Source organism: Erwinia sp. STN24 (genome assembly GCF_041320675.1).
GTDB lineage: Bacteria > Pseudomonadota > Gammaproteobacteria > Enterobacterales > Enterobacteriaceae > Erwinia > Erwinia aeris.
The window spans coordinates 541,089-566,777 of record NZ_JBGGPM010000001.1 but is presented as its reverse complement, the minus strand read 5'-3'; the positions used below and the strand labels follow the sequence as shown (position 1 = coordinate 566,777).

28 protein-coding genes are annotated in these 25,689 nt (G+C 57.7%); 16 read left to right on the top strand and 12 right to left on the bottom strand.

Annotated features, from left to right (window positions below):
• The first annotated feature begins 181 nt into the window (after positions 1-181).
• Positions 182-1,645, top strand: coding sequence for a dipeptide/tripeptide permease DtpA (dtpA, locus tag ACA373_RS02765; protein ID WP_370733966.1), 1,464 nt, complete (start codon positions 182-184; stop codon positions 1,643-1,645).
• Between the two features lie 33 nt (positions 1,646-1,678).
• On the opposite strand, the gene ACA373_RS02760 is transcribed toward dtpA, so the two are convergent.
• Both ACA373_RS02760 and ACA373_RS02755 read right to left on the bottom strand, forming a co-directional pair.
• Entirely contained in the window at positions 1,679-2,554 is an 876-nt protein-coding gene (locus ACA373_RS02760) for a pyridoxamine 5'-phosphate oxidase family protein (RefSeq protein WP_370733965.1), read from the bottom strand.
• A 2-nt stretch (positions 2,555-2,556) separates the two neighbouring features.
• Positions 2,557-3,174, bottom strand: coding sequence for a glutathione S-transferase family protein (locus ACA373_RS02755; RefSeq protein WP_370733964.1), 618 nt, complete (start codon positions 3,172-3,174; stop codon positions 2,557-2,559).
• 94 nt (positions 3,175-3,268) lie between these two features.
• On the opposite strand from ACA373_RS02755, the gene ACA373_RS02750 reads away from it, so the two are divergent.
• The 3 genes from ACA373_RS02750 (at position 3,269) to ACA373_RS02740 (ending at position 5,711) form a co-directional block, all read left to right on the top strand.
• On the top strand, positions 3,269-4,192 hold the full coding sequence (locus ACA373_RS02750) for a LysR family transcriptional regulator (protein ID WP_370733963.1): 924 nt from the start codon (positions 3,269-3,271) through the stop codon (positions 4,190-4,192).
• Positions 4,193-4,278: 86 nt separating this feature from the next.
• Positions 4,279-4,884: a glutathione transferase GstA gene (gene gstA, locus ACA373_RS02745; RefSeq protein WP_370733962.1), complete on the top strand. Its 606-nt coding sequence runs from the start codon at positions 4,279-4,281 to the stop codon at positions 4,882-4,884.
• Between the two features lie 86 nt (positions 4,885-4,970).
• A complete protein-coding gene (locus tag ACA373_RS02740) occupies positions 4,971-5,711 on the top strand; it encodes an NADPH-dependent oxidoreductase (protein ID WP_253454422.1) in 741 nt (246 codons plus the stop codon).
• Positions 5,712-5,744: 33 nt separating this feature from the next.
• Here ACA373_RS02740 and pdxY read toward each other — a convergent pair whose 3' ends face one another.
• The 5 genes from pdxY to anmK all read right to left on the bottom strand — a co-directional run bounded on the left by pdxY (position 5,745) and on the right by anmK (position 10,270).
• Positions 5,745-6,605, bottom strand: coding sequence for a pyridoxal kinase PdxY (gene pdxY, locus ACA373_RS02735; RefSeq protein WP_125289802.1), 861 nt, complete (start codon positions 6,603-6,605; stop codon positions 5,745-5,747).
• Between the two features lie 94 nt (positions 6,606-6,699).
• On the bottom strand, positions 6,700-7,974 hold the full coding sequence (gene tyrS / locus ACA373_RS02730) for a tyrosine--tRNA ligase (protein ID WP_253454423.1): 1,275 nt from the start codon (positions 7,972-7,974) through the stop codon (positions 6,700-6,702).
• Between the two features lie 134 nt (positions 7,975-8,108).
• A complete protein-coding gene (gene pdxH, locus ACA373_RS02725; RefSeq protein WP_253454424.1) occupies positions 8,109-8,762 on the bottom strand; it encodes a pyridoxamine 5'-phosphate oxidase in 654 nt (217 codons plus the stop codon).
• 60 nt (positions 8,763-8,822) lie between these two features.
• Positions 8,823-9,128, bottom strand: coding sequence for an MliC family protein (locus ACA373_RS02720; RefSeq protein WP_253454425.1), 306 nt, complete (start codon positions 9,126-9,128; stop codon positions 8,823-8,825).
• A 20-nt stretch (positions 9,129-9,148) separates the two neighbouring features.
• The gene (gene anmK / locus ACA373_RS02715; protein ID WP_301253237.1) at positions 9,149-10,270 is read right to left on the bottom strand and encodes an anhydro-N-acetylmuramic acid kinase; all 1,122 of its coding nucleotides are present in this window, start codon (positions 10,268-10,270) and stop codon (positions 9,149-9,151) included.
• A 273-nt stretch (positions 10,271-10,543) separates the two neighbouring features.
• On the opposite strand from anmK, the gene slyB reads away from it, so the two are divergent.
• A complete protein-coding gene (gene slyB / locus ACA373_RS02710) occupies positions 10,544-11,011 on the top strand; it encodes an outer membrane lipoprotein SlyB (RefSeq protein WP_253461006.1) in 468 nt (155 codons plus the stop codon).
• A gap of 27 nt (positions 11,012-11,038) precedes the next feature.
• Here slyB and slyA read toward each other — a convergent pair whose 3' ends face one another.
• On the bottom strand, positions 11,039-11,473 hold the full coding sequence (gene slyA, locus ACA373_RS02705; RefSeq protein ID WP_253454427.1) for a transcriptional regulator SlyA: 435 nt from the start codon (positions 11,471-11,473) through the stop codon (positions 11,039-11,041).
• A gap of 149 nt (positions 11,474-11,622) precedes the next feature.
• Here slyA and ACA373_RS02700 point away from each other — a divergent pair, with 149 nt between their 5' ends.
• Genes ACA373_RS02700 through ACA373_RS02685 form a run of 4 tightly spaced genes read left to right on the top strand, consistent with a single transcriptional unit; the run spans position 11,623 to position 15,105 of the window.
• Positions 11,623-11,862 carry a DUF1656 domain-containing protein gene (locus ACA373_RS02700; RefSeq protein WP_253454428.1) on the top strand — a complete coding sequence of 80 codons (240 nt, stop codon included), beginning with the start codon at positions 11,623-11,625 and terminating at the stop codon, positions 11,860-11,862.
• Positions 11,859-12,716 (top strand): HlyD family secretion protein, encoded by an 858-nt coding sequence (locus ACA373_RS02695; RefSeq protein WP_253454429.1) that lies wholly within the window; start codon positions 11,859-11,861, stop codon positions 12,714-12,716. The genes ACA373_RS02700 and ACA373_RS02695 overlap by 4 nt, the downstream gene beginning before the upstream one ends.
• On the top strand, positions 12,713-14,716 hold the full coding sequence (locus ACA373_RS02690; protein WP_253454430.1) for an FUSC family protein: 2,004 nt from the start codon (positions 12,713-12,715) through the stop codon (positions 14,714-14,716). Before ACA373_RS02695 ends, ACA373_RS02690 begins: the two co-directional genes overlap by 4 nt.
• 59 nt (positions 14,717-14,775) lie before the next feature.
• Positions 14,776-15,105 (top strand): NirD/YgiW/YdeI family stress tolerance protein, encoded by a 330-nt coding sequence (locus tag ACA373_RS02685; RefSeq protein ID WP_301729659.1) that lies wholly within the window; start codon positions 14,776-14,778, stop codon positions 15,103-15,105.
• 39 nt (positions 15,106-15,144) lie between these two features.
• On the opposite strand, the gene sodC is transcribed toward ACA373_RS02685, so the two are convergent.
• Positions 15,145-15,663 carry a superoxide dismutase [Cu-Zn] SodC gene (gene sodC, locus ACA373_RS02680; protein ID WP_253454432.1) on the bottom strand — a complete coding sequence of 173 codons (519 nt, stop codon included), beginning with the start codon at positions 15,661-15,663 and terminating at the stop codon, positions 15,145-15,147.
• Positions 15,664-15,737: 74 nt separating this feature from the next.
• On the bottom strand, positions 15,738-15,977 hold the full coding sequence (locus ACA373_RS02675; protein WP_253454433.1) for a DUF1289 domain-containing protein: 240 nt from the start codon (positions 15,975-15,977) through the stop codon (positions 15,738-15,740).
• A gap of 138 nt (positions 15,978-16,115) precedes the next feature.
• Here ACA373_RS02675 and eptA point away from each other — a divergent pair, with 138 nt between their 5' ends.
• The 4 genes from eptA to rnt all read left to right on the top strand — a co-directional run bounded on the left by eptA (position 16,116) and on the right by rnt (position 20,313).
• Complete coding sequence (gene eptA / locus ACA373_RS02670) at positions 16,116-17,783, top strand: phosphoethanolamine transferase EptA (protein ID WP_253454434.1); 1,668 nt, start codon at positions 16,116-16,118, stop codon at positions 17,781-17,783.
• Between the two features lie 60 nt (positions 17,784-17,843).
• Positions 17,844-18,941, top strand: coding sequence for an alkene reductase (locus ACA373_RS02665; protein ID WP_370733958.1), 1,098 nt, complete (start codon positions 17,844-17,846; stop codon positions 18,939-18,941).
• 210 nt (positions 18,942-19,151) lie between these two features.
• Positions 19,152-19,559 (top strand): lactoylglutathione lyase, encoded by a 408-nt coding sequence (gloA, locus tag ACA373_RS02660; RefSeq protein ID WP_253454436.1) that lies wholly within the window; start codon positions 19,152-19,154, stop codon positions 19,557-19,559.
• 103 nt (positions 19,560-19,662) lie between these two features.
• On the top strand, positions 19,663-20,313 hold the full coding sequence (gene rnt, locus ACA373_RS02655) for a ribonuclease T (RefSeq protein WP_253454437.1): 651 nt from the start codon (positions 19,663-19,665) through the stop codon (positions 20,311-20,313).
• A 61-nt stretch (positions 20,314-20,374) separates the two neighbouring features.
• Here the strand turns inward: rnt and ACA373_RS02650 are convergent, their stop codons facing one another.
• A complete protein-coding gene (locus ACA373_RS02650) occupies positions 20,375-20,713 on the bottom strand; it encodes a Grx4 family monothiol glutaredoxin (RefSeq protein WP_125289787.1) in 339 nt (112 codons plus the stop codon).
• Positions 20,714-21,073: 360 nt separating this feature from the next.
• On the opposite strand from ACA373_RS02650, the gene ACA373_RS02645 reads away from it, so the two are divergent.
• Positions 21,074-21,856, top strand: coding sequence for a C40 family peptidase (locus ACA373_RS02645; RefSeq protein WP_301253223.1), 783 nt, complete (start codon positions 21,074-21,076; stop codon positions 21,854-21,856).
• A gap of 319 nt (positions 21,857-22,175) precedes the next feature.
• Positions 22,176-23,201 carry an HTH-type transcriptional repressor PurR gene (purR, locus tag ACA373_RS02640; RefSeq protein WP_253454440.1) on the top strand — a complete coding sequence of 342 codons (1,026 nt, stop codon included), beginning with the start codon at positions 22,176-22,178 and terminating at the stop codon, positions 23,199-23,201.
• A 30-nt stretch (positions 23,202-23,231) separates the two neighbouring features.
• On the opposite strand, the gene punR is transcribed toward purR, so the two are convergent.
• Positions 23,232-24,140 (bottom strand): DNA-binding transcriptional activator PunR, encoded by a 909-nt coding sequence (gene punR, locus ACA373_RS02635; protein ID WP_253454441.1) that lies wholly within the window; start codon positions 24,138-24,140, stop codon positions 23,232-23,234.
• Between the two features lie 114 nt (positions 24,141-24,254).
• Here punR and punC point away from each other — a divergent pair, with 114 nt between their 5' ends.
• Positions 24,255-25,442, top strand: coding sequence for a purine nucleoside transporter PunC (gene punC, locus ACA373_RS02630; protein ID WP_370733957.1), 1,188 nt, complete (start codon positions 24,255-24,257; stop codon positions 25,440-25,442).
• Positions 25,443-25,689: the final 247 nt, after the last annotated feature.

Below are 25,689 nucleotides of genomic sequence, written 5' to 3'. Positions count from 1 at the left end.
ATGTAATAAACACTAATAAAACTGCGCTTGACCTTATTTGAAAAAAGGCTTGCCTGACAGCACGCAATCGGCGAAATTAACCGCCGATTTTCCGAATTTATAACTATGCGGCTAAAGCCCGTCCTGATGAAAACCGACTTAATTTTCGCTTCAAATCAGGCGATTGACTCCAGAGGTATCCGTGTCAACTGCAAACAAACATCCTGAGAACACCAGTCTCAACGCGTTTAAACAGCCCCGATCCTTTTATTTAATTTTTTCGATTGAGCTCTGGGAACGATTTGGTTACTACGGCCTACAGGGCATCATGGCGGTTTATCTCGTCAAGATGCTGGGCATGTCCGAAGAGCAGTCTATTACGCTGTTCGCCTCTTTCAGCGCGCTGGTCTACGGCCTGATAGCCGTTGGCGGCTGGCTGGGCGATAAGGTGCTCGGCACCAAACGCGTTATCGTGCTGGGCACGCTGGTGCTGGCGCTGGGCTACGCGCTGGTGGCCTGGTCAGGCCATGACGTCAGCATGGTCTATATCGGCATGGCAACGATTGCCGTCGGTAACGGCCTGTTTAAAGCGAATCCCTCTTCGCTGCTCTCTACCTGTTATGAAAAAGACGATCCCCGCCTGGACGGCGCCTTCACCATGTATTACATGGCGATCAATATCGGCTCCTTTTTCTCCATGATGGCCACGCCCTGGTTGGCCGCGCACTATGGCTGGAACGTCGCCTTCTCACTCTCTTTTGTCGGCATGCTGATCACCCTGGTGAACTTTATGATTTGCCGCCGCTGGGTGAAAGATCACGGTTCTAAGCCTGACTTCCAGCCGTTGCAGGTAGGCAAGCTGCTGGCAACGATAGTCGGTATCGCGGTGCTGATCGTCATTGCAACCTGGATGCTGCACAATCAGGGCGTCGCGCGTCTGCTGCTGGCAGTGGTCGCTATCGGCATCGTGCTGCTGTTCGCTAAAGAAACTTTTGCCTTACAGGGCGCACCGCGCCGCAAGATGATCGTCGCGTTTCTGCTGATGGTGGAAGCCATCGTGTTCTTCGTGCTCTATATGCAGATGCCGACCTCGCTGAACTTCTTTGCCATCCGCAACGTCGAGCACAGCATCCTGGGCCTGACCTTCCAGCCCGAGCAGTATCAGGCGCTGAATCCTTTCTGGATCATGATTTTCAGCCCGCTGCTGGCGGCAATCTATAACAAGATGGGCGACCGCCTGCCGATGCCGCACAAGTTTGCGCTGGGCATGGTGCTTTGCTCCATCGCTTTCCTTGTGCTGCCGCTGGGCGCGAAATTCGCCAACGATCTGGGTATCGTGTCGGTGGGCTGGCTGATCCTGAGCTATGCGCTGCAAAGCGTGGGCGAGCTGATGATCTCCGGGCTGGGCCTGGCGATGGTCGCCCAGCTGGTGCCGCAGCGTCTGATGGGCTTTATTATGGGCTCCTGGTTCCTGACCACGGCAGGCGCTGCCATGGTGGCCGGTAAAGTTGCCAACATGATGGCGGTGCCGGAAAACATCACCGATCCGCTGCAGTCACTGCACGTTTATGGCGACGTCTTTTTGCAGATCGGTATCGTGACCGGCGTTATTGCTGTTCTGATGATGCTGACCGCGCCTAAACTGAACCGCATGACGCAGAACTGATATCGACTTAGTGCTGAAAAGGGTGACGCCACGTCACCCTTTTTTATTGACGGCCAACGTTGAGGCGGCAAACTCCACCGCCAGCCCGGCGGCGGGCAGCAGCTGGCGAAAACGTACTATTTTTTCCGGCGCGATCAGCAGGCAACGTTCTTCCCCCTCCTTTTGTGGCCAGACAAGCTCCGCCGTTCCCTGAATATGCAGCGCCGCGCCCTGATGAAAATCCATAATCAGCAGCGCGCAGCGAGGCGCCAGCAGCAGATTCCCCAGCGTATTCATATAACGGTTGCCCGCGTAGTCAACGATCGCCAGCTTCCCCTGCGTCATCCCGATAAAACCCGGCGGCCCGCCGCGATGGGAAATATCCGCGCCCTGCTGCGGCGCGCGGCTGGCGATAAAGCAGGTATCCGCGGCGGCGATCAGGTAGCGCGCATCGGCATCCGGCGCGGCCAGCGGCTCCCGCTCCGGCTGTCGCAGCGGCTGGTGCTCAGGCAAGATCCGCCGCTGAATATATTTTGGGCAGTTGCCAAAGCTTTCCTGCACGGCGAGCGTCACAAAATCTGGCGTAACGCTGGCGATCGTGCCGTTGACCCGATTGCGCCGCCGGTTGGAAAAATTGAGGCCCAGGCCGCCCGCCGTCATGCCGGGTCTTAAAGCCGGCAGGCCGGGAAAAGTCCTTAAGGAAGCGGTGGCTATGCGCAGATGGTTCTCATCCGTTGCCTGCACAAATCCCGGCTCGCCCTGCAAAACGGCCGCAACCGGATAGCCAGCGGCATCGATCGTGCTGAAATAAAACTGGCTCAGCCCGGCGTAAAACAGCTGGTGCTGTTGCGGCATTGCCGTATAGATGGCGGCGCTTTCGGGGCTAAAGCCCGCCTTTTGCTGCGCCAGACGTTCGCCGGAGTGGAACATGGTTACGCTTCCTGTGGATGCGGCAGCGGCGGCAGCGCAATAAATCCCGGCAGCGCCTCAACGTTTTGCAGCCATTGGCGAATAGCCGGATAGTCGCGCAGCGAAATGCCGCCTTCCGGCGCGCAGGCGACGTAGGCATAGCAGGCCAAATCGGCAAGCGTCGCGCTGTCGCCCACCAGCCAGTTTTTGCCGCCTAAATGCGCCTCCATCTGCGGTAAAAATTTACGCGCTGTCGCCACTGCCGAGTCATAATTCTCTGGCGTGCCGAACTGTTTAATCAGCCGCGCCGAGGCAACCCCGTAGCGAATTTCGCCTGCGGCCTTGCCCAGCCATTGCTGCACCTGGGCTTGCTGATGCAGATCCTGCGGCAGCCACTGGCTGTCCGGCGCATAGCGTTTTACCAGCCAGATCAGTATCGCGTTGCTGTCGGTAATGACGTGCTCGCCATCCACCAGCACCGGCACCTGTCCCAGCGGATTCAGCGCCAGAAAAGCGGCGCTTTTTCTGACATCGGCACCAGCCTCTTTCAGGGTGGTCGGCAGGTTCAGCATAGCCAGCAGCAGCCGGACGCGATGCACGTGCCCCGAAAGTTCCGTTCCATAAAGCGTTAAGGTAGTCATGACGTTTCTCCTCTGTTTTTTCCAGCATACTCTTGCTGAAAACGGCGTAAACCGGCAAAGATAGCAATTCATAATTTCATAAAGTGAAACGGTGATGGATAAACTCGACGAGCTGGCGGTCTTTGTCGCCGTGGTGCAGCAGGGAAGCCTGGCGGCGGCGGCCCGCATGCTGCGGCGTTCTCCGACGGCGATAACCCGCACGCTGGCCGCGCTGGAGCAGCGCCTGGCCTGTACGCTGATAGAGCGTACCACGCGTCGCCTGGCGCCGACGCCCGCAGGCGTTGCGCTGTTTGAACGGGCAAAAGGCGTGCTGGACGCTTATCAACAGGCGCTTTCCGCCAGCGACGGCAATCCGCTCAGCGGCCAGCTTAGCCTGACCGCGCCGGTGCAGTTTGGCCGCAGGCATGTCGCCCCGCTGGTGCTGACGTTTCTGGAGCGCTATCCGGATATCCAAATCGATTTACAGCTCAACGACGGCTATCAGGATCTGATTGAGCAAGGGCTGGATATGGCGGTGCGCATTGGGCAGCTGCGCGACTCTTCGCTGGTTGCCGTCGAGGTCGGCCGCGTGCGGCGCCTGCTGGTCGCAAGCCCGGACTATCTGGCCCGCATGGGCGAGCCTTTATCGCCTGCCGCGCTGGCGGATCACCATCTGATTGCCGGTGTGACAGCCAGTAAAACGTGGCGCTTTACCGCCGCTGGCTTGCAGGAGCGCGTTCGCATCACGCCCAGGCTAACCGTTAACGAGGTGGAAACCCAGCTGATTGCCGCCCGCGCGGGAAAAGGCATCGCCCGCCTGCTCTCCTATCAGGTTTACGAGGATCTACAGGCGGGAACGCTGTGCGAAGTGCTGCCCGCGTTTCGTTGCGCCGCCGTTCCGGTGCAGCTGGTGACGCAGAATGTCAAATATATGCCCGCCCGCGTGCGGGCATTCTGGGAGCTGGCTCGCGCCGCGCTGCCCGAGCTTGCCTGTTTTCAGACCAATAAGCCGGGCCAGCCCGAAAAAGAGATCGATTAAGCCAGCCGCGTACGCAAAGCCGCTGACTTTTTGAGCAGACGGCACTAAGCTAAGAACATCTTTTCCTCTGAGTCAGGGAGTACGCCATGAAACTGTTCTTTAAACCCGGTGCCTGTTCGCTTTCGCCGCATATCGTGATGCTGGAAACGGGCCTGGATTTCACGCTGGTCAGGGTCGATACCGCCGCCGGGATCACCGAGCAACAGGAAGATTACCGCCGGATAAACCCAAAAGGAAAAGTCCCCGCGCTACAGTTTGACGACGGCACCGTGCTGACCGAAGGCGTAGCGATTGTGCAGTATCTGGCGGATCTGAAACCCGACCGTCAGCTGCTGGCGCCGACCGGCACGCTGGCGCGCTATCAGACGCTGGAATGGCTGAGCTTTATCTCATCGGAGCTGCATAAAGGCTTTTCGCCGCTGTTCAGCGATGCCGCGCCGGACGACTATAAAGCCGTGTTGCGCCAGCTGCTGGAGGAAAAATTCACCTGGATCGATGGCGAGCTGAAAGACAAACAGTGGCTGTCTGGCCTGCATTTCAGCGCCGCAGATGCCTATCTGTTTACCGTAATGCGCTGGGCGAAATTGCTGAAGCTGAATATAGCCAGCCTGTCGGCGCTGGAAGGCTGGTTTCAGCGCGTTGCGGCACGACCATCCGTAATTGAGGCCTTAGAGGCGGAAGGACTGAACTGAAGGCCTGCGGATGAGCCAGCGCATAAGGTGTTAAACCGCGTAGCGGCAATGCCTTATACTCTGCGGCTATTACATCTGGAGGTACTATGAGTTCCGTAATTGATATCCTTACCGCCCATAAAAGCGAGCGCAGCTTTACCGATCGTCCGATTGATGACGCTATCCTCGATCGTCTTGTTGCGTCCGCCTACCGTGCGCCAACCTCGGTGAACTCACAGCAGGTGTCGCTGGTTATTACGCGCAATGCCGAAGCTCGCGGCAAGATTTCCGCTATTGCCGGCGGCCAGCCGTGGATTGCCAAAGCGCCGCTGTTTATCACCTTTGTGCTGGATATGCATAAAAGCCAGCAGGCGATGGCGGCCATCGATAAAGAGCAGATTGCCCAGCAGAGTATTGAAAGCGTGGTCTCCGGCGCGACCGACATCGGCATTGCGCTGGGCGCCGTGATGACGGCCGCGCGGGCTGAAGGCCTGGGCATTGTGCCGATTGGCGGCATCCGTCGCGATCCGCAGGCGATGATTGAGCTGCTGCATCTTCCCGAGCTGACTTTCCCCGTGGTCGGGCTGGCGCTTGGCTATGTGGATGAGCCGGCGCATCAGAAACCGCGCCTGCCGCTGAGCACTTTCCGTCACGAAGAGCGCTACAGCACGGAAGGCCTGCAGGAAAATATCGCGGCTTATAATCAGGAGATGGTGCAGCACTGGCAGAATATCGGCCGCCAGGACGGCGAAAGCTGGAGCGAGAGCGTTTCCGGCTACTATCAAAATATCTATTTCCCGGACGTGCTGTCCGCGCTGCTTAAGCAGGGCTTCGGCAACGAGAAATAATGAGGTTGCCGGGCTGCTTTCAGCCCGGCAATATCAGAGTTTTACCGCATCAAAATGCTGCTGGGGATTGGCGATACTGTCCTGAGCCGCCACTAGCTGAAGCTCGTACTCCCCCATCTCATGGGTTTTCAGCATCACTTCATAGACCGCCGCCGTAATGTGCTCTAACGCCTCTTTCAGCCCCAGACCGTGCAGCAGATCCACCAGCAGCAGCCCGCTGGTCAGATCGCCGACGCCTACCGGCTGACGCACGCCAAAATCCACCAGCGGACGGCTGATATGCCAGGCCTCATCCGCCGTGACCAGCAGCATCTCAAAGCGATCGCTGCGCTGGCCTGCCCGCGCCAGATGCTTCACCAGCACGATTTTCGGCCCTTTGGCGATCAGCTCGCGCGCGGTGGCGATAGCCTGCTCCACACTGTTGACCTCATGACCGCTGAGCAGCTCCAGCTCCAGCAGGTTCGGCGCAATAATATCGCTGGCGGGCAGCGCGCTGCGGGCATGAAACTCCGCCACGCCGGGCGCAACGATACAGCCCTTTTCAGGATGCCCCATCACCGGATCGCAGAAGTACCAGGCGTCGGGATTAGCCGCTTTCACCTGACGAACGATTTCGAGGATCTGCTCGCCCTGCTCTGCGGAGCCAAGATAGCCGCTGAGCACGGCATCACAGGTTTTCAGCCGGTCGATAGCCGCAATGCCGCTGACGATATCGGTCAGGTGGCTGGCAGGCATGACCACGCCGGTCCACTGGCCGTACTGGGTATGATTAGAAAACTGTACGGTATTCAGGGGCCAAACGTTTGCGCCCATGCGGCGCATCGGGAATTCCGAGGCGCTGTTGCCGGCATGGCCGAAAACGGTGTGCGACTGGACGGAGAGAATGTTTTTCATGGAAACCTTGCCGGAAAAAAGGGACGGGATGCTTAAAAGCGGGCTGGCGCGCCCCTGCTTCAGGACGCGCCTTTGTCTGTTCACGCCTGAAGCATTATTTCCAGACGATCAGACAGTAGTTCTTTTTACCACGGCGCAGCAGCGTAAAGCGATTAAACAGGCGATCTGCCGGTGCAAACGCGTATTCCGCGCTGAGCTGCACGTCACCGTTGATACTTACCGCTTTCGATTCGATCAGCTTACGCGCCTGGCCGCGAGACGGCGCTAAATCGCCGTCGACCATCGCCTGTTGCAGATCCTGACCGGCTTCCAGCTCAACAAACGGCATTCCGTCCTGCGCCAGCTGCTCAAAGTCCGCTTCGGTCATTTCCGCCAGGCTGCCGGAAAAGAGGCTTTTGGTAATGCGCTGCGCGGCGGTCAGGCCTTCTTCGCCGTGCACCAGCTTCGTGACCTGCTCCGCCAGCACATACTGGGCGCGAGGCGCTTTACCGCTGTTTTTGTCTTCTTCTTCCAGCGCATTGATCTCTTCAATGCTCATAAAGGTAAAGAACTTCAGGAAGCGGTAAACGTCGGCGTCCGCGGTATTGATCCAGAACTGGTAGAATTTGTACGGGCTGGTTTTCTTCGCGTCCAGCCACACCGCGCCACCTTCGGTTTTACCGAACTTGGTGCCGTCGGATTTAGTGATCAGCGGAACGGTCAGGCCAAACACCTGGTTCTGATGCAGACGACGAGTCAGATCGATACCGGAGGTGATGTTGCCCCACTGATCGGAGCCGCCAATCTGCAACGCCACGCCGTAGCGCTCGTTCAGGCAGGCGAAGTCGTAGCCCTGTAGCAGATTGTAGGAGAACTCGGTAAAGGAGATGCCCTGGTCGTCACGGTTCAGACGCTGCTTCACCGCTTCTTTATTAATCATCTGATTAACGGAGAAGTGCTTACCGATATCGCGCAGGAAAGTCAGCACGTTCATGCTGCCGAACCAGTCGTAGTTATTGGCCGCTACGGCGCTGTTGTCGCCGCAGTCGAAGTTCAGGAAAGGCGCGACCTGGCCGCGGATCTTTTCCACCCACTCGTTAACGGTATCCGCGGTGTTCAGCTTGCGCTCGGCCGCCTTAAAGCTCGGATCGCCGATCAGACCGGTCGCGCCGCCCACCAGCGCCACCGGACGGTGACCGGCATCCTGGAAGCGCTTCAGGCAGAGAAGCGGGACCAGATGGCCCAAATGCAAGCTGTCCGCGGTCGGATCGAAGCCGCAATAGAGCGCGATTGGCCCTTGCGCCAGCCGCTCTGCTAACGCTTCCTCATCCGTTACCTGGGCGACCAGGCCACGCTCTTGCAATTGTTTAATCAGGTTACTGCTGCCCATCTGTGACTCCGTGTAAAAAAAGTCTGCACCTTTGCTGGTACACAGCTCTCCGCTGGCTAGCGGATGAAAAAAAGGGGTATAGAATAAAGCGCCGACGGGCTCTGTGCCAGCGCTTAACGGATTATTTCGCGCAATCAGGGCGCCAGACGATCGATTTTCCACGCCTCGTTGTCGCGCTGGTAGAAAAAGCGGTCATGCAGACGATGTTCGCCGCCCTGCCAGAACTCCATTGAGTCTATGGTAATACGATAGCCGCCCCAAAAGCTCGGCAGCGGCACCTCGCCCTGCTGAAATTTCTGCTTCAGTTCCAGAAACTTGCCTTCCAGCACGCCGCGCGCGGAAATGCGGCTCGACTGTTTCGATACCCATGCGCCTATCTGGCTTTCGCGCGGGCGGCTGTGGAAGTACTTTATCACGTCGATCATTGACAGTTTTTCAACGCGGCCCAGCACCATCACCTGGCGCTCCAGCATATGCCACGGAAACAGCAGGCTGATACGCGGATTTTTTTCCAGATGCTGCGCTTTGCGGCTGCCCAGATTGGTGTAAAACACCATGCCGCGCGAATCAAAATGCTTCAGCAGCACGATGCGCTGGTAAGGCTGCCCGTGCTCGTCCACGGTCGCCACGCTCATGGCAGTAGGATCCGGCAGCTGCGCGGCAACCGCCTGGCTCAGCCACTGTTCAAACAGCACCAGCGGGTCGTCAGGCAGATCCTTGCGGCGCAGGCCGCCACGAGTATATTCACGGCGCAGATGAGCAATCTGCTGTAGGCTGTCGTCATTCATGGGATTTTCCGCTATCAGAGTTGAGGCATTGTGCGCCTCATCACAATCAATTTCAACGAGTTAACGGTTTTCGAGCCGGCAGTCGTCAATGATGATTTTGCCGTTGCGCTCCACAAAAGCGCCGTCGCCTTTTGACCAGAAAACGTAGTTTTCATCGGCATAGCGCGTGCCGGAAGCGGCGGGCTGCTGCTTCAGCGTCAGCGGATTGCCGTCCAGAATCAGATTCACTTCCTCACGATCGTTATCCAGCAGCACCGACAGCGGCAGCGTGCCGCAGCGATAGTGCAGCCGGCTGATTTTTTCAGGCGTCTGATGTAGACACCCGCTCAGCAGCAGCGCGGCCATCAGCAATAAACATTTTTTCATCTTTGCTCCATTCAGATAACTCAGCGGCAGCGCTGAACATTAGCGGGAAAGATTGCACCGATCACGGAGGCTTCGCGCGCGCCGGTCACGGAAGGCAGATTGCCCGGCTGCGATGAGAGCGTACGGCAGGCCAGCCAGGCGAAAGCCAGCGCTTCCATATCGTCACCGCGAATGCCGACCTCATCGGTGGCGTTGACTTCAATGCCCGGCAGCAGTGCTTTCAACCGCGCCATCAGCAGCGGGTTTTTTCCGCCGCCACCGCACACCAGCAGCCGCTCGCAGCCGCCGCTCAGCATCACCTGCTGCGCAATAGTGGATGCGGTCAGCTCGACCAGCGTGGCCTGCACGTCCTGCGGCGGCAGACCGGGGAAGTTAACCAGCTGCCGGTCGATCCAGGCCGGATTGAAATATTCTCTGCCGGTAGACTTGGGCGCGGCCAGCGCAAACCAGGGATCCGCCAGCATTTGCTGCAATAAAGGATACACTACCTGGCCGCTGCTGCCCCAGGCGCCGTCCCGATCGTAGGGCTGACCCTGGTGACGCCAGATCCACGCGTCCAGCAGCATATTGCCCGGCCCGGTATCGTAGCCGCCCACCGGCTGGCCGGGGAGCAGCAGCGAGAGGTTGGCAATGCCGCCGATATTCAGCACCATCCGCCGCTCTTCAGGATGCATCAACACTGCCTGATGAAAAGCGGGCACCAGCGGCGCGCCCTGTCCGCCTAACGCCATATCCCGGCGGCGAAAATCCCCCACCACCGTAATGCCGGTCAGCGCGGCTATCTGGTTATTGTCGCCGATTTGCAGCGTATTAGGCGCGTCGCCCAGCGGCTCGTGCCAGACGGTCTGCCCGTGGCAGCCGATGGCGGCGATATCCTCTTTCTCCAGCCCTTCGCGCTCGATCAATGCCTGTACCGCTTCGGCAAACAGCCGGCCCAGCCGCGTATCCAGCTGCCCCAGCCGGGAAAGCGTCAGCGACTGCCCCTGGCTGACCGCCAGGATCTCCTGGCGCAGCGCCAGCGGCATGGGATGGCAGTAGCTGGCCTGCTGCGCCACCATCTGCGGGTCAATTGCGGCCAGCACCACGTCCACGCCGTCCAGACTGGTTCCTGACATTACGCCTATATAACGTCCCGATCTCATCAAAGTCCCTTACCCGCTGTGGGAATATCAAACCTGGGTACAGCGTCGCAAAAACGGTGCAGCAATTCTATGATTAACTGTGCATTTTTACATGATGACAGACTTTTTACTGCGCTTTCCGCGCCGGCATTGATTTCAGGTTTACCCGCACTGCGCTATGCTTAAAGCAATTTTTTGACGTAACCACACAGCAGGCATTGCCTGTACCATATAATTAGGTTATTGATCGCTGCGCAATTGACTGCAGCACATGGAAAAGAAAGGAGTTTGATGATGTTGAAGCGCATGATGATCGTAGCACTGACCGGTGTGACTTTAGCAGGCTGCGCCAATGACAGCTCGCTTTCCGGCGACGTTTACACCGCCTCGGAAGCGAAACAGGTGCAGAGCGTCACTTACGGCACGCTGGTTGGCGTCCGTCCCGTCCAGATCCAGGGCGGCGACGACAGCAATGTGATCGGCGCGCTCGGCGGCGCGGTGCTCGGCGGCTTCCTGGGTAATACCGTTGGCGGCGGCACGGGCCGCAGCCTGGCGACGGCGGCAGGCGCAATTGCCGGCGGCGTGGCCGGTCAGGGCGTACAGGGATCCATAAACAAAACCCAGGGCGTGGAGCTGGAGATCCGTAAGGATGACGGCAACACCATTATGGTGGTGCAGAAACAGGGCAACAGCCGTTTCGCTGTAGGACAGCGCGTCGCGCTGGCTTCCAACGGCAGCCAGATCACCGTTTCGCCACGCTAACCGAGGAACCGGCAATCGCCGGTTCTTTTATTCGCGGTTTTGCAGATCCAGAATATTCTTTTCCAGCCTGGCGATTAGCGTCACCAGCTGGTCGATCTCCTGCTGGGAGATACCAGCCAAAATATCATCCCGCGTGGCGTCGATAACATGCTCGACTTCGCTAATGATCGGCGCCGCTTCCTCGGTCAGCTTGATGCGCTTGGCGCGACGATCGCTGGCGCAGGTGGTGCGGGTAATCAGCCCTTTTTCTTCCAGCTGATCCAGCGTGCGCACCAGCGAAGGCTGTTCAATGCCGATGGCTTTGGCCAGCTGGATCTGCGACTGCTCCGGCGGCAGCTGATGAATATTGTGCAGCGTGACCCAGTGCGTCTGCGTCAGCTCCAGGGGTTTCAGGCGCTGGTCGATTAGCGATCGCCAGATGCGCACCAGTCTTGCGAGATCCGTTCCTAATGGGGTATCCAATTTCCTCTCCTTATAATTAGCTTGCTAGCTATCAAGCCTCATTCCAGGCTATTCTGCGAGTTTACAGGACAGAATACAAATATCATTCACATTAAGCGTAATGCCAATCTACAGCTATGCTGTGACCTGGGTAACAAGGAGTGCTTTAAGTGAACAATGCTTTTACGGCGGCTGTTTCGCCGCTAACCGACCTGGTTTTCGGCGCGTCGCTCTATTTTCCGCCGCTGTTTAAAGCCGTGCTGGCCGGGTTTTTCCTCTGGCTGCTGATCCACCCCGTGTTGCGCAGCTGGATCTATTCCGGCGAGATTTGGCATCCCACCCTGCTCGACCTTTCCCTGTTTATTCTCTGCGTCAGCGCTTCGCTGTGGCTACTGATGGCATTCGTATGAAATTCAACTCGCTAAAATATTTTTCAACGCTGATCTTCTTCGCCGCCGCGCTTTGCGCAGGCTGGTGGCTATGGAATTTTTATATGCAGTCACCGTGGACGCGGGACGGTAAGGTGCGCGCCGAGCTGGTTAATATCACGCCGCAGGTTTCCGGGCGCATTGAAACGCTGCTGGTAAAAGATAACCAGTTCGTGACCAAAGGCACGCCGCTGCTGACGCTGGACGCCGAGCCTTATCGCATCGCGGTGCTGAACGCCGAGGCGCAGCTGACGAAGGCACAGGCCGATCTGCTGAAGGCTCAGCATGAGTCGCGGCGGCGTCAGAGCCTGCCACGCAACGTGATTTCCGCAGAAGATTTGGATGCGGCCGAGCTGAACGCGAAGTCGCTGGCGGCGGCGGCAAAGGCCGCTCAGGCGCAGCTGGAACAGGCGCGCTGGAACCTGACCCAGACGCAAATCGCCGCGCCAACCGACGGCTGGATCAGCAATCTGGTGGTGCGGCCCGGTAACTATGCCACCAGCGGAACGCCGGTCTTCGCGCTGGTCGACAGCCACTCTTTTTATGTGATGGGCTATTTTGAAGAGACCAAGCTGCGCCATATTCGTCCCGGCTATCGCGCGACCGTGCGGCTTTACAGCGATAACCGCGTGCTGCACGGCGAGGTCGAAAGCATTGGCCGCGCTATTTACGATCAAAGCGTGGAAAGCGACAGCTCACTCATTCCCGATATCAAACCGAACGTGCCCTGGGTGCGCCTTGCGCAGCGCGTGCCGGTGCGTATTCGCCTGGCCGCGTGGCCAAAAGATTTGCCGCTGGTAGCGGGCACCACCTGCACCATCACCGTTGCGCCATGAACTGGCAGTGGCTGGAGTGGCAAAACCTGCCGTGGATCAAAGCGACCCGAGGCCAGTGGCGCTACGCGTTGCGCAATGCCCTCGCGATGTGTCTGGCGCTGAGCATCGCCTATGCGCTGGCGCTGGACGAGCCTTACTGGGCGATGACTTCCGCCGCTGTGGTGAGTTTTCCGACCGTCGGCGGCGTAATCAGCAAAAGTTTGGGCAGGATTGCGGGCAGCCTGCTGGGCGCGGGCGCGGCGCTGCTGATCGCGGGCTATACGCTGAACGAACCCTGGCTGTTTGCGCTGGCTATCGCGGGCTGGCTGGCGCTCTGCACCTGGATCCAGAACCATTATCAAAATAACGTTGCCTATGCGTTTTCCCTGGCGGGCTACACCGCCGCCATTATTGTGTTTACCACGGTTAATATTACGGAAATCGGCGATCTGTGGGAGATTACCCAGGCGCGCGTTTGCGAAGTGATTACCGGCATCCTGTGCGGCGGCCTGATGATGATGATCCTGCCCAGCACCTCGGACGGCGAGACGTTGATTAACTCGCTGAAAGAGATGCATCTTCGCCTGCTGGATCATGGACGACTGCTGCTGCAACGCGAAAGCACCGATAATGTGCGTAGCGCGCATGAAAACGTTATTGGGCAGATCCTCACGCTTAATCTGCTGCGTATTCAGGCGTTCTGGAGCCATTATCGCTTTCGTCGGCAAAACAACGTGCTGAACTATATCCTGCATCAGCAGCTGCGCCTCACCAGCGTGATCTCCAGCCTGCGCCGAATGCTGCTGAACTGGCCCGACGCGCCGGAAGGCCTCTATACCGTTGTACAGCAGCTGCTGGATGAGCTGGCGAGCGCCGACTGCGATAAATATCGTCTGGCGCGACTGCTCGCCAGCGCCGCGCCGCAGGATCAAAGCGACTATCGCTATCAGGCTTTCTGGCATCGTCTGCGCTATTTCTGCTGGCTGTGGCTGAATATCCGCCGCTGGCTGCGGCTGTTTGAACAGGCCGACGACGATACCCGCCTCGCACCGCCCGCCGCCCCGGCGCTCGCCAGGCACAGCGACAGCGCGGAAGCCAGCTGGAGCGCCCTGCGCACCTTTAGCGTGATCGTGCTGGGCTGCGCTTTTACCATCGCCACCCAGTGGGATGCGGGCTCGGCAGCGTTAACGCTGGCCGCCATCAGCTGCGTGCTCTACTCCTCCGTGCCTTCGCCCGTCAGCAGCGTGTCGCTGCTGCTGAAAACGCTGCTGCTGCTTTCCGTGTTCAGCTTTATCATCAAGTTCGGCCTGATGGTGCAAATCAGCGTGCTGTGGCAGTTTTTGCTGCTGCTGTTTCCGCTGCTGGTCACGCTACAGCTTTTCAAGGTGCAGCAGAAAAAGCGCGCCGCGCTGTGGGGCCAGCTGATTGTGTTTGGCGGCTCGTTTCTTGCCGTTACCAATCCGCCCACCTATGACTATCAAAGCTTTATTAACAATAATATCGCCAAGGTGTGCGGCGTGCTGCTTGCGTGGCTGGCTTTTCTTATTTTGCGGCCCAGTTCCGACAAGCGGCGCAGCCGCCGCCATATCCGGGCGCTGCGCCGCGAGTTTCTCGATCAGCTCAGCCGCAGGCCGCACCTTAGCCAGAGCCGCTTTGAGTCGCTGATTTACTATCGGGTCAACCAGCTGAACGCCAGCCGTGACGAGCCGGCCAGGCTGTGGCTGCTGCGCTGGGGCGTGGTGTTGCTGAACTGTTCGCACATTGTCTGGCAGCTGCGCGACTGGCAGTGTGATTCGCCCGCACTGCTGGCGGTGCGGGACGCCATGCTGAGCAATCTGCATCGTATTATCAGCGGTAAAGGCGTACAGCAGCACGCGCTGGAAGAGACGTTAAAGGAACTGCAGGAAAATCTGGATCTGCTGGCGGCGGGCAAAACAAAAAGCGAAACGGAACTGGCGGGTATTGCCTGGCGGCTTTACTGCTCGCTCTCACAGCTGCAGCAGGCTTCGACATTGACATAACACCGAATTTTTCATTTATACTGGGCCACGCTTACATGGAGTTTAACGAATGAGGGATCATGATGAAAAAAATTCTGGCTACCGTTCTTCTGCTCGCCTGTTCTCTGCCGGCTTATGCTCACGCGGCAAAAACCGTCACGGTTAAAGAGGCGAAAACGCTGCGCGATGATACTCGCGTGGTGCTGACAGGCAAAATCACCGGACATGCAGGCGACGACGATCTTTACTGGCTGCAGGACAGCACCGGGAAAATCCGCATCGACATTGATGATGACGAGTGGGAAGACAATCACGTAGCGATTGGCAAAACCGTGCGCGTGGTCGGCGACGTGGATAAAAATGGCGGGCATACCGAAATCGAAGTCGATCATATTAGCGTGGTGCGTTAAGCAATAAACCTGCCGCCGCGACGAGCGGCGGCGGTTTGGTTAGATCACCCCGCAGGCGAAACGGCCGCCTCCGCCGCCCAACGGCGCAGGATGATCGGCATGGTTATCGCCGCCGGCATGCACCATCAGCGCTTTGCCTTTAATATCCGACAGTTTTTTAATGCGCGGCGCCAGCACCGGATAGGTCGCCGTGCCGTCGGCGCTCACATAAAGGGCCGGTAAATCGCCCAGATGGCCATCCTGCCACGGTCCCAGATGCTTGCCGGTTTTTTGCGGATCGAGATGGCCGCCCGCCGCGCCTGCGGCAACCGCTTTCCCGTCGGTGGTTTTTGGATCGCAGCTGCCGTTGGCGTGTACGTGAAAGCCGTGAATACCCGCAGGTAAATCTTTCAGCTGCGGCGTAAAGCTCAGGCCATAGGCCGTTTCTGCTATCGTTACCTGGCCAATACTGTCGCCCGCGCCTTCAGGGGTGGCAAGCCTGATATCGACTTTTTCGCTGGCGGCCTGGGCCAGGCCGCAAAAGGCCAGCGATACCATAAGCAGGTTTATACGTCTCATTACACTTCCTCACATTTTGCTGTGGAAGCTATAAGCCTGGCCGCTATTTGCAGAACTGCATAAGAATCTGTCTACTAAAACAAAGAAGGCTGTTCCGGTTCGTCCGGCTCGGCCGGTTTGCCGACACGATACAGTCGTTGCCAGCGCAGACGACAAAGCCGCAGCACCTCGCGTTTTTGCGCATCGCTGAACTTCATCCAGTTAAAGCGCTCCTCGCGGCTACGCAGGCAGCCACGGCAGTAGCCGCGATCGTCGCTCTGACAGATCCCCCGGCACGGGCTGGGAACGGGGAAAAACTCCAGTTGTTCGGCCAACGTCGCTCCTTATGCAGGATGCAGGGAAAATTTAAATGTAATATTAATGTTAGTCTTTTAACATCGTTTAGCCTCAGTTAATGTTTAATTGTGCTAACAAAGCTATGCTCATTCACCGCTTACTGCTGATGAACCTTTATGAAGCTGACTGCTTTACGCTGCAATGAAATCAGTTTTAACTTTTATGCTGCCTTGTTTTTTACGCTTATCCCGAATGCGCTGTTCTTTTTTCACGCGTGGGAGCGTATCCCTTACAGCGAGCTGAAGGATTATTTTTTCGCTGCCACCATGCCGCTGGTGCTGTTCTGCGGATTTCTGTTTATTTTTAGCGTGGCCGCCCTGCCGTGGATCAGAAAACCCCTGTTAATTTTTCTGGCTATCGTCAGCGCGGCGGCCAACTATTTTATTTACAGCTTTGGCACCGTTATCGACACCAATATGATCCAGAACGTGTTTGAAACGGATCTGCAGGAAGCGACCGCCCTGTTCAGCCTGCGCTATATCCTCTGGCTGCTTCTGCTGGGCCTGCTACCCGCGCTGCTTATCTGGCGAGTCAGGATTGTAACGCGGCGTCCATGGTGGATGAATATCGCTTTTCGCACCGGCACGGCCCTGGCTGCGCTGCTGGCGATCCTGCTGGTCGCCGCGCTGTTTTATAAAGATTACGCCTCGCTTATCCGTAACAATAAAGGCCTGGTGAAGATGATTACGCCGGTCAATATCGTCAGCGGCATTGGCCACTATATTGATAATCGCTGGTTTGACGGCGATCGCACGCTGATTAAAATCGGCCAGGATGCACGTAAAGGCCCGCAGATTTTAGCGCAGCAGAAAAAAACGCTGGTGGTGTTTGTGCTGGGCGAAACGGCGCGGGCGGAAAATTTTTCACTCGGCGGCTATGTGCGCAACACTAATCCGAAGCTGGCAAAAGATAACGTCATCTATTATCCCAACGCCACTTCGTGCGGGACGGAAACGGCCATTTCCGTACCCTGTATGTTTTCCAATATGCCGCGCGAGCATTACGATGCCAGCCTGGCGCGCCATCAGGAAGGGCTACTGGACGTAATGGCCCATGCGGGCGTCAGCGTGCTGTGGCGGGAAAACGACGGCGGCTGTAAGGGCGCCTGTGACCGCGTGCCGCATACCGACATGACGCGCTGGCAGCTGAAGAACTTTTGCCGTGACGATTACTGCCTTGACGACGTGCTGTTGTGGCGGCTGGATCGCTATCTGGACAGCATGAAAAACGACACGGTAGTTGTGCTGCATCAGATGGGCAGCCACGGCCCGGCTTACTACCGGCGCTATCCGGCAGACAAGAGGCCCTTTACTCCGACCTGCGACAGTAACCAGATCCAGGACTGTGACAGCCAGGCGCTGGTCAATACCTATGACAATACGCTCGTCTATACCGATTCAATGCTGGATGACACCATCGGCCTGCTGAAGACCTACAGCAGCCGCTACAACGTCGCGCTGATTTATCTTTCCGATCACGGTGAATCGCTGGGCGAACGCGGGATGTATCTGCACGGCGCGCCTTATCTGATTGCGCCCACTCAGCAGACGCATATTCCCTTTCTGCTGTGGCTTTCTGACGGCTACGCCAGCGCCTTTGGCATCAATAGTACCTGCCTGCGGCAGGCTTCCGGCGCGGCGGTGTCGCAGGACAACGTTTTCCATACGCTGCTGGGAATGATGAATATTGAAACCAAAGAGTACCAGCCCGCGCTGGATATGATCCGATCGTGCCGTACCGTTGCAGGTAGCGGCAATTTCTCTACTACGCTCAATAGTCACTGAAAATTTTGGCTTTGCCACCGCCGTATCGGCGGTTGGCAGCCGGTTTCCCAGGAGCGATAAATGCAGCTGAAAAAACTTTTTACCCCTTTAAAACTTGGCGCGATTGTGGTGCCCAACCGCATCTTTATGGCGCCGCTGACGCGCCTGCGCAGCATCGAACCGGGCGATATTCCTACGCCGCTGATGGGTGAATACTATCGCCAGCGCGCCAGCGCCGGACTGGTCATCACCGAAGCCACGCAGATCTCCTTCCAGGCAAAAGGCTACGCCGGCGCGCCAGGCCTGCATACCGCCGAGCAGATCGCCGCGTGGAAAGCGATTAATGCCGGTATCCATCAGGAAGGCGGCCACAGTTCGGTACAGCTTTGGCATACCGGACGCATCTCCCACAGCAGCCTGCAACCGGAAGGTAAAGCGCCCGTTTCGGCTTCCGCCATTAATGCCGAAACCCGCACCTCTCTGCGCGATGACCAGGGCCGGACGATCCGTGAAGCGACCTCCACGCCGCGCGAGCTGCGTCTGGATGAGATCGACGACGTGATCAACGATTTCCGTCAGGCCACGATCAACGCGCGCGAAGCGGATTTTGACCTGGTGGAGCTGCATTCCGCGCATGGTTACCTGATGCATCAGTTTATTTCGCCCGCGTCTAACCAGCGCACGGATGCCTACGGCGGCAGCATGGAAAATCGCACGCGCTTTGCGCTGGAAGTGGTGGATGCGGCCATTGACGGCTGGCGCGCCGACCGGATCGGCATTCGTATTTCGCCGCTCGGGCCGTTTAACGGTCTGGATAACGGCGAAGATCAGGAAGCCGCCGCGCTTTACTACATCGGCGAGCTGGCGAAGCGCAATCTGGCCTATCTGCATATTTCAGAACCGGACTGGGCGGGCGGCAAGCCTTACAGCGATGCCTTCCGCGAGGCGATCCGCGCCGCTTATCCCGGCGTGATTGTGGGCGCAGGCGGCTACAGCGCTGAGAAAGCGGAAGCGCTGATTGAACAAGGCCTGATCGACGCCGTAGCCTTTGGCCGCGACTACATCGCCAATCCGGATCTGGTCGAGCGCCTGCGGCAGAACGCGCCGCTGAACGAGCAACGCCCAGAACTCTTTTACGGCGGCGGCGCGGAAGGCTACACGGACTATCCGTTCCTGTAAGCGCCTGCGGGTTTTATCGCCGTCCGACGTCTGACGGCGCGAGAAAGCACGCATTTCCTGGTTTCCGCCAGGCTATAGCTGCTATTCTCTCACGCGGGTAAAACGGCCTGAAGGCCGTTTTACCGCCGGGAATGCCTGCTGGTTCCCGTATCAGCAGGAATTCAGGCTATGCTTGTTATCGGATGATAACGTTTGTTCAAAGAGGATGTTATGCGCTTACTTCACACCATGCTGCGCGTTGGCGATCTGCAACGCTCCGTTGATTTCTATACTAAAGTTCTGGGTATGCGCCTGCTGCGCACCAGTGAAAACACCGAATATAAATACACGCTGGCTTTCGTAGGCTATACCGAAGAGAGCGAAGGCGCGGTGATTGAGCTGACCTATAACTGGGGCGTGGATAAATATGACCTGGGCGATGCCTACGGCCATATCGCGCTGGGCGTGGACGACGTGGCGGCTACCTGCGATCGTATCCGCAACGAAGGCGGCAACGTAACTCGTGAAGCCGGCCCGGTTAAAGGCGGCACCACCATTATCGCCTTTGTGGAAGATCCGGACGGCTATAAAATCGAACTGATCGAAAACAAACACGCGGGCCACGGCCTGGGCGCGTAACGCGTCGGGGTGCCTTCCCGGCACCCTTCTTTCCCCTTCCCCTGCTGCAACCCATGCCGAAATTTGCCATAATACGCGCTCAATTTTCGCCTGTGAGATCCTGATGTCCGAATCGAACGAACTTAACGCCCTCAGCAGCCGTTTTCGCGGTTTTTATCCGGTAGTGATCGATGTTGAAACCGCCGGTTTCGACGCCAAAACCAACGCCTTACTGGAAGTGGCCGCCGTCACGCTGAAAATGAACGACGATGGCTGGCTGGAGAAAGACGAAACGCTCCATTTTCACGTTGAGCCGTTCGAAGGGTCTGTTCTGCAACCCGAAGCGCTGGCCTTTAACGGCATCGATCCTGCCAATCCGCTGCGCGGCGCGGTCAGCGAGTACGAAGCGCTGCACGCCATCTTTAAAGCCGTGCGCAAAGGTATCAAAGATCAGGGCTGCAATCGTGCCGTCATGGTGGCTCATAACGCCACTTTCGATCTGAATTTTATGAATGCCGCGGCGGAAAGAGCCGGGCTGAAGCGTAATCCTTTCCACCCGTTTGTCACCTTTGATACCGCCGCGCTGAGCGGCCTGGTGCTGGGGCAAACGGTGCTGGCGAAAGCCTGTACGGCCGCCGGAATGCCTTTCGACAGTTCTCAGGCGCATTCCGCGCTGTATGATACCGTGCAGACGGCCGATCTGTTCTGTGAGCTGGTTAATCGCTGGAAACGTCTGGGCGGCTGGCCGCTGGCGGAAACGGCGAACCTCGACTAAAAAAAACAGGCCTGACGCATTGTCAGGCCTGTCCGATAGTCTCTTCGCTTAGCGCAACGTTTTATTCTGCCGCGTCAGAAGGATATTTCTGCGCCGTCTCTTTGATCAGCTGCTGCAGTTCGCCCGCCTGAAACATCTGAATAATGATGTCGCAGCCGCCGACCAGCTCGCCGTCTACCCACAGCTGTGGAAAAGTCGGCCAGTTGGCGTATTTAGGCAGCTCAGCACGAATTTCCGGATTCTGCAGGATATCGACATAGGCGAAACGCTCGCCGCAGGCGGACAGCGCCTGTACGGCCTGCGCGGAAAAGCCGCAGCTTGGCAGTTTTGGGGAACCTTTCATATACAGCAGAATCGGGTTTTCTGCGATCTGGCGCTCAATCTTCTCAATGGTGCTCATAAATGCCTTCCTCAATCGGCTACTTCGTGTCTGTATAGTGTAGCGAGTCTGCGAGCGTGATGAAAATGTCATTTTCAGTCGCCCGCTGACGCTACGGTCGGAAAACAAAATGTTAAAATACCATTTTCGGTCCGGCGGTGCTGCGTTAACTGTAAATATCAGCGGCAAATTTGCGCAGATAAATGTTTGAACAGGCTAAATTTTACAGCTTTTACCGCTTTGCGACGATTGAAACAAAAAAGGCCTTACTTTTTAGTAAAGAGTTCGATTAGAATCGTCCTGACTGACTGCCCAGGCGCAGATCTCCTTATTTAGCCATGCTCTTGCCACTGGCGGGAGCACAAACTGTTAATGGTAAAGATGCGTTTACTCATCACGTTGCTGATGCTGGCCTTTGCCCAGCTGTTTATGTCTGTGGCGCACGCATCGCCACACGCTGCCGTTAAAGCGGACCACCACAAAGCAGACAGCGCCACGCCTGCTCGTGAAGACGATCGCCGCAAGCGCCGCCCGGTGAAAACCTCTACACGTAAAGTAAAAGAAGCCAGCCCAACCAAAAGCCGTTCGCCCCTTGCTAAAAAGTTTAAGCTGCGCAAAAAAACGCAGACCGTCGCCGCTGCGCTGCCGCCCAAGAAACGCTATGGTCGTCATCGCTTGCGCAACGAAGAGACGGAAGCCTTAACCAGCGGCTCGGCCTCGGCCCCGCTTAAGCTCAGCAAAGCGCATCGCGCCCGCTATCAGAAAGCCCGCGAAACGGCGATGAGCAAGCTGATGAACCAGCTGGGCAAGCCCTATCTCTGGGGCGGCACCTCGCCCAAGACCGGTTTCGACTGTAGCGGTCTGGTCTGGTATGCCTATAAAGATCTGGTGAAGTTTAAGATCCCTCGCACCGCTAACGAAATGTACCATCTGCGGGATGCGGCTTCGATCAAGCGCAACGAGCTGGAAAAAGGCGATCTGGTATTTTTCAGCATCAACGGCCGCGCCTCGGCGGATCACGTTGGCGTTTACCTGGGCAACGGCAAGTTTATCCAGTCGCCGCGTACCGGCAAGGATATCCAGGTGAGTATGCTCAGCGAAGATTACTGGGAGCAGCACTACGTCGGCGCTCGCCGCGTCATGACGCCGAAAACTATCCGCTAGCCCACTCAGCAGGCTGGAGGCCCGAATCGCGCAAACGATCCGGGCCGGTTTACTCTTATTTGCGCAAAATGTTCGCCTGTTGCCCTAAAACCCTCGTGTTCTGCGCCTGCTCTTGTTAGAATCCACGGTTTGTTGCGCAACAGGCATTTAGCCGACATGACGCTCTGCTCAAGTCTGTTTCGCCACCCTGAACTCCCTCCTGGTATAACCATTCCGCAACAAATTATGCGCAACTTATATCAGGATTATCATCATTCCAGGCAATCGTTTAACAAACCGCTTTTCAGTGACTTATTGAACAGCGCAGGAGTCTTTTTCCATGGCAACCATAAAAGATGTGGCCAAACGCGCCGGTGTCTCAACCACCACGGTGTCCCACGTCATTAATAAAACCCGCTTTGTCGCTGAAGACACGCGGGAAGCCGTCTGGGCAGCGATCAAAGCGCTGCACTATTCGCCCAGCGCCGTGGCCCGCAGCCTGAAGGTCAATAACACCAAAACCATTGGCCTGCTGGCGACCTCCAGCGAGGCGCCCTATTTCGCCGAAATTATTGAGGCGGTCGAACACAGCTGTTTTGCCAAAGGCTATACGCTGATTTTGGGCAACGCGCATAACGAACTGGAAAAGCAGCAGGCCTATCTGTCGATGATGGCGCAAAAACGCGTCGATGGCCTGCTGGTCATGTGCGCCGAGTACCCGGATGAGCTGATTAAGATGCTGGAAGATCACCGCAACATCCCGATGGTCGTCATGGACTGGGGCGAGTCGCGCGGCGATTTTACCGACACTATTCTCGATAACGCTTTTGAAGGCGGTTATCTGGCAGGCCGCTATCTGATCGATCGCGGCCACCGCGATATCGGCGTGATCCCGGGCCATATGGAGCGCAATACCGGCGGCGGTCGTCATGCCGGCTTCCTCAAGGCGCTGAACGAAGCGGGGATTACGCTGCGCGAAGAGTGGCTGGTTCAGGGCGATTTTGAGCCGGAATCGGGCTATCGCGCTATGCAGCAGCTGCTGGCGCAAAAACAGCGTCCTACCGCGGTATTCTGCGGCGGCGACGTGATGGCAATGGGCGCGATTTGCGCCGCAGACGAGATGGGCCTGCGCGTACCGCAGGATATTTCGGTGATCGGGTATGATAACGTGCGCAACTCGCGCTACTTTACCCCCGCGCTGACCACCGTCCACCAGCCGAAAGAGCGTCTGGGCGCAACGGCCTTCAATATGCTGCTCGATCGTATTACCAGCAAACGCGAAGAGCCGCAGACGATTGAAGTGCATCCGACGCTGATTGAACGTCGCTCCGTAGCGGACGGCCCTTTCCTCGACTACCGTCGCTAAGCGCACGGGCGGCCATCCGCCGCCCGTCTTTTACGCCTCCCGCAGCCATTCGCTGTTCAGCGTTTCCGTTTCGCCTAAATAATCCAGCAGCCAGCGCAGCGCTGGCGACGCCTGCTGTTCCGACCAGCTGACGCAGCAGGGGCTATCCGGAAAAGGCGGATCCAGCCTCAGTTCGCACAGCGAGCCGTTTTGCAGCAGCGGTTGCGCAAGATGCCCCGGCACCATGCCGACACACAGCCCGGCCAGCAGGCAATCAAACGCGCTCTCCCAGTCCGGCGCGACCAGCCGTCGCTGATTATCCAGCGTCCAGGTGGTTCTTTTCGGCAGCGCGCGCGAGGTATCTTCCAGCACCAGCGAAGGCCACTCCCGGATCGCCTCCTCGCTAACCTTCTCCCGGTGTTGCGCAAGCGGATGATCCGCCTTCACCACGCAGCGCCAGTTGAGCATTCCCATATTGCGAAAGGCGAAGCGTCCGCCGACCGGAATGGCCTGCGTCGCGCCTATCGCCACGTCGACCCGGCCGTCGGCCAGCGCATCCCATACGCCGTTGAATACTTCCGGCGAAAGATGCAGTTCCATATCGGGAAAATGTCGGTAAAAATCCACCACCAGCTGGCGCGTACGCGCGGTTTTAACAATACGATCGACGGCGATATTCAGCTGGCCGCGCCAGCCGTTGGCGACCTGCTGACACTGGCGTCGCGTGGCAAGCATTTTTTTGATAACACTCCGCCCTTCCTGAATAAAGACCTCGCCCGCCGCCGTTAAGACCACGTCCCGGTGACGCCGCTCGAACAGCGGCACCGCCAGCCACTCTTCCAGCTGGCGCACGGTATAGCTGATGGCGGACGGAACGCGATGCAGCTCCGCCGCTGCGGCGGTAAAGCTGCCGGTTCGGGCGACCGCATCAATCACCTCAAGCGAGTGTTCTGACCACATATTCTTCCTGCAAAATTTTTGAACGCAAGACGCAAATATTACCGTTTCACAACCGCTATCGCACTCTTTTACACTGCCGTCCGCTATTCACCTGATAAAAAAGAGCAAAATCTCATGCCGTCGAAAGGATTTTTACTTTACCTCGCGCTGCTCAGCGTTGCGGGTTTTCTTGCCACCGATATGTATCTGCCCGCCTTTACGGCGATGCAGCAGGATTTGCAAACCGAAGCGGGCGTCATCAGCGCCAGCCTCAGTCTGTTCCTGGCCGGGTTTGCCAGCGCGCAGCTGTTCTGGGGGCCGCTTTCCGACCGCATTGGCCGCAAGCCGGTGCTGTTGATGGGGCTGGGGCTGTTTGCCGTCAGCTGCGGCGCAATGTGGTGGGCGGAATCCACCACCATGCTGCTGACGCTGCGCTTTTTACAGGCGGTAGGCATTTGCGCCGCCGCCGTCAGCTGGCAGGCGCTGGTGATCGATCGCTATTCCGGCGCGCAGGCCAACCGCGTGTTTGCCACTATTATGCCGCTGGTGGCGCTGTCGCCGGCGCTGGCCCCGCTGCTGGGTGCCTGGCTGCTGAACCACTTTGCCTGGCGGTCGATTTTCCTGGCGCTGCTGCTGCTGGCCCTGATCCTGCTGGTCGCCACGCTTTTTCTGTCGACGCCTGCTCCAAAAGAGCATAAGGAAGAGGCGAAAGTGGGTTTCTTCACGCTGCTGAAGTCGCCGATCTGGAGCGGCAACGTGCTGATTTACGCCGCCTGCTCCGCCAGCTTTTTCGCCTGGCTGACCGGTTCGCCATTTATTCTGGCCGAACTGGGCATGTCGCCGGGCGATATCGGCCTTAGCTATGTGCCGCAGACGCTGGCCTTTCTCGCCGGCGGCTACGGCTGTCGGGCGCTGCTGAAGCAGACCGAAGGCGCTTCGCTGCTGCCCTGGCTGCTGACGCTGTATGCCCTCAGCGTGGGCGCGTTTTTCATCGCCGCACAGGTGGAAACGCTTTCGACCTGGGCGCTGCTGCTGCCGTTTTGTGGTATGGCGCTGGCCAACGGCGCTATCTATCCGATTGTGGTGGCGAATGCGCTGCTGCCTTTTCCGCAGGCCAGCGGTAAAGCAGCCGCGCTGCAAAACACGCTGCAGCTTGGTCTCTGCTTCGTCGCCAGCATGATTGTTTCCGGTTTTATTGCTAACCCGCTCGCCACGACGTCGCTGGTCATGCTCAGTACTGTGTTTTTGACAATTATTGGCTATATTTTACAAAGGACGACGTTAGCCAACGCTCCCCTGAACCACGCTCAGAGCCGTCGTTAACTGGCTGAATCTATTTAGTTAGCGTCCTAACGATAAGGCGTTGAATATTGCCTGAGGTGAGCATATACTCAATTTCAGGCAATAATTCATAACAACTTTGTATCATTTTTTTGATTCCTGACAGGGTTGTCCGGGTGTTCTCTTTTGTGGCAGGCGTCACCCTCATTCTGTAGGTTTCAGTTCAATCCTCTGTAACGCCGGATATCAGGCGCACGGCTAAGCGTGCGTTTTCTCAAACCCTGTGGAA

What these genes read in the sequence shown, in the direction of transcription:
- punC (WP_370733957.1), top strand. Translation starts at nt 24,255, where the DNA reads ATGCCGTCGAAAGGATTTTTACTTTACCTCGCGCTGCTCAGCGTTGCG.
- tyrS (WP_253454423.1), bottom strand. Translation starts at nt 7,974, where the DNA reads ATGGGCAGCAGTAACCTGATTAAACAATTGCAAGAGCGTGGCCTGGTC.
- ACA373_RS02690 (WP_253454430.1), top strand. Translation starts at nt 12,713, where the DNA reads ATGAACTGGCAGTGGCTGGAGTGGCAAAACCTGCCGTGGATCAAAGCG.
- ACA373_RS02665 (WP_370733958.1), top strand. Translation starts at nt 17,844, where the DNA reads ATGCAGCTGAAAAAACTTTTTACCCCTTTAAAACTTGGCGCGATTGTG.
- slyB (WP_253461006.1), top strand. Translation starts at nt 10,544, where the DNA reads ATGTTGAAGCGCATGATGATCGTAGCACTGACCGGTGTGACTTTAGCA.
- gstA (WP_370733962.1), top strand. Translation starts at nt 4,279, where the DNA reads ATGAAACTGTTCTTTAAACCCGGTGCCTGTTCGCTTTCGCCGCATATC.
- pdxY (WP_125289802.1), bottom strand. Translation starts at nt 6,605, where the DNA reads ATGAAAAACATTCTCTCCGTCCAGTCGCACACCGTTTTCGGCCATGCC.
- ACA373_RS02755 (WP_370733964.1), bottom strand. Translation starts at nt 3,174, where the DNA reads ATGACTACCTTAACGCTTTATGGAACGGAACTTTCGGGGCACGTGCAT.
- ACA373_RS02760 (WP_370733965.1), bottom strand. Translation starts at nt 2,554, where the DNA reads ATGTTCCACTCCGGCGAACGTCTGGCGCAGCAAAAGGCGGGCTTTAGC.
- punR (WP_253454441.1), bottom strand. Translation starts at nt 24,140, where the DNA reads ATGTGGTCAGAACACTCGCTTGAGGTGATTGATGCGGTCGCCCGAACC.
- ACA373_RS02740 (WP_253454422.1), top strand. Translation starts at nt 4,971, where the DNA reads ATGAGTTCCGTAATTGATATCCTTACCGCCCATAAAAGCGAGCGCAGC.
- ACA373_RS02650 (WP_125289787.1), bottom strand. Translation starts at nt 20,713, where the DNA reads ATGAGCACCATTGAGAAGATTGAGCGCCAGATCGCAGAAAACCCGATT.
- rnt (WP_253454437.1), top strand. Translation starts at nt 19,663, where the DNA reads ATGTCCGAATCGAACGAACTTAACGCCCTCAGCAGCCGTTTTCGCGGT.
- ACA373_RS02750 (WP_370733963.1), top strand. Translation starts at nt 3,269, where the DNA reads ATGGATAAACTCGACGAGCTGGCGGTCTTTGTCGCCGTGGTGCAGCAG.
- ACA373_RS02645 (WP_301253223.1), top strand. Translation starts at nt 21,074, where the DNA reads ATGCGTTTACTCATCACGTTGCTGATGCTGGCCTTTGCCCAGCTGTTT.
- pdxH (WP_253454424.1), bottom strand. Translation starts at nt 8,762, where the DNA reads ATGAATGACGACAGCCTACAGCAGATTGCTCATCTGCGCCGTGAATAT.
- eptA (WP_253454434.1), top strand. Translation starts at nt 16,116, where the DNA reads ATGAAGCTGACTGCTTTACGCTGCAATGAAATCAGTTTTAACTTTTAT.
- anmK (WP_301253237.1), bottom strand. Translation starts at nt 10,270, where the DNA reads ATGAGATCGGGACGTTATATAGGCGTAATGTCAGGAACCAGTCTGGAC.
- ACA373_RS02685 (WP_301729659.1), top strand. Translation starts at nt 14,776, where the DNA reads ATGATGAAAAAAATTCTGGCTACCGTTCTTCTGCTCGCCTGTTCTCTG.
- ACA373_RS02695 (WP_253454429.1), top strand. Translation starts at nt 11,859, where the DNA reads ATGAAATTCAACTCGCTAAAATATTTTTCAACGCTGATCTTCTTCGCC.
- gloA (WP_253454436.1), top strand. Translation starts at nt 19,152, where the DNA reads ATGCGCTTACTTCACACCATGCTGCGCGTTGGCGATCTGCAACGCTCC.
- sodC (WP_253454432.1), bottom strand. Translation starts at nt 15,663, where the DNA reads ATGAGACGTATAAACCTGCTTATGGTATCGCTGGCCTTTTGCGGCCTG.
- purR (WP_253454440.1), top strand. Translation starts at nt 22,176, where the DNA reads ATGGCAACCATAAAAGATGTGGCCAAACGCGCCGGTGTCTCAACCACC.
- ACA373_RS02720 (WP_253454425.1), bottom strand. Translation starts at nt 9,128, where the DNA reads ATGAAAAAATGTTTATTGCTGATGGCCGCGCTGCTGCTGAGCGGGTGT.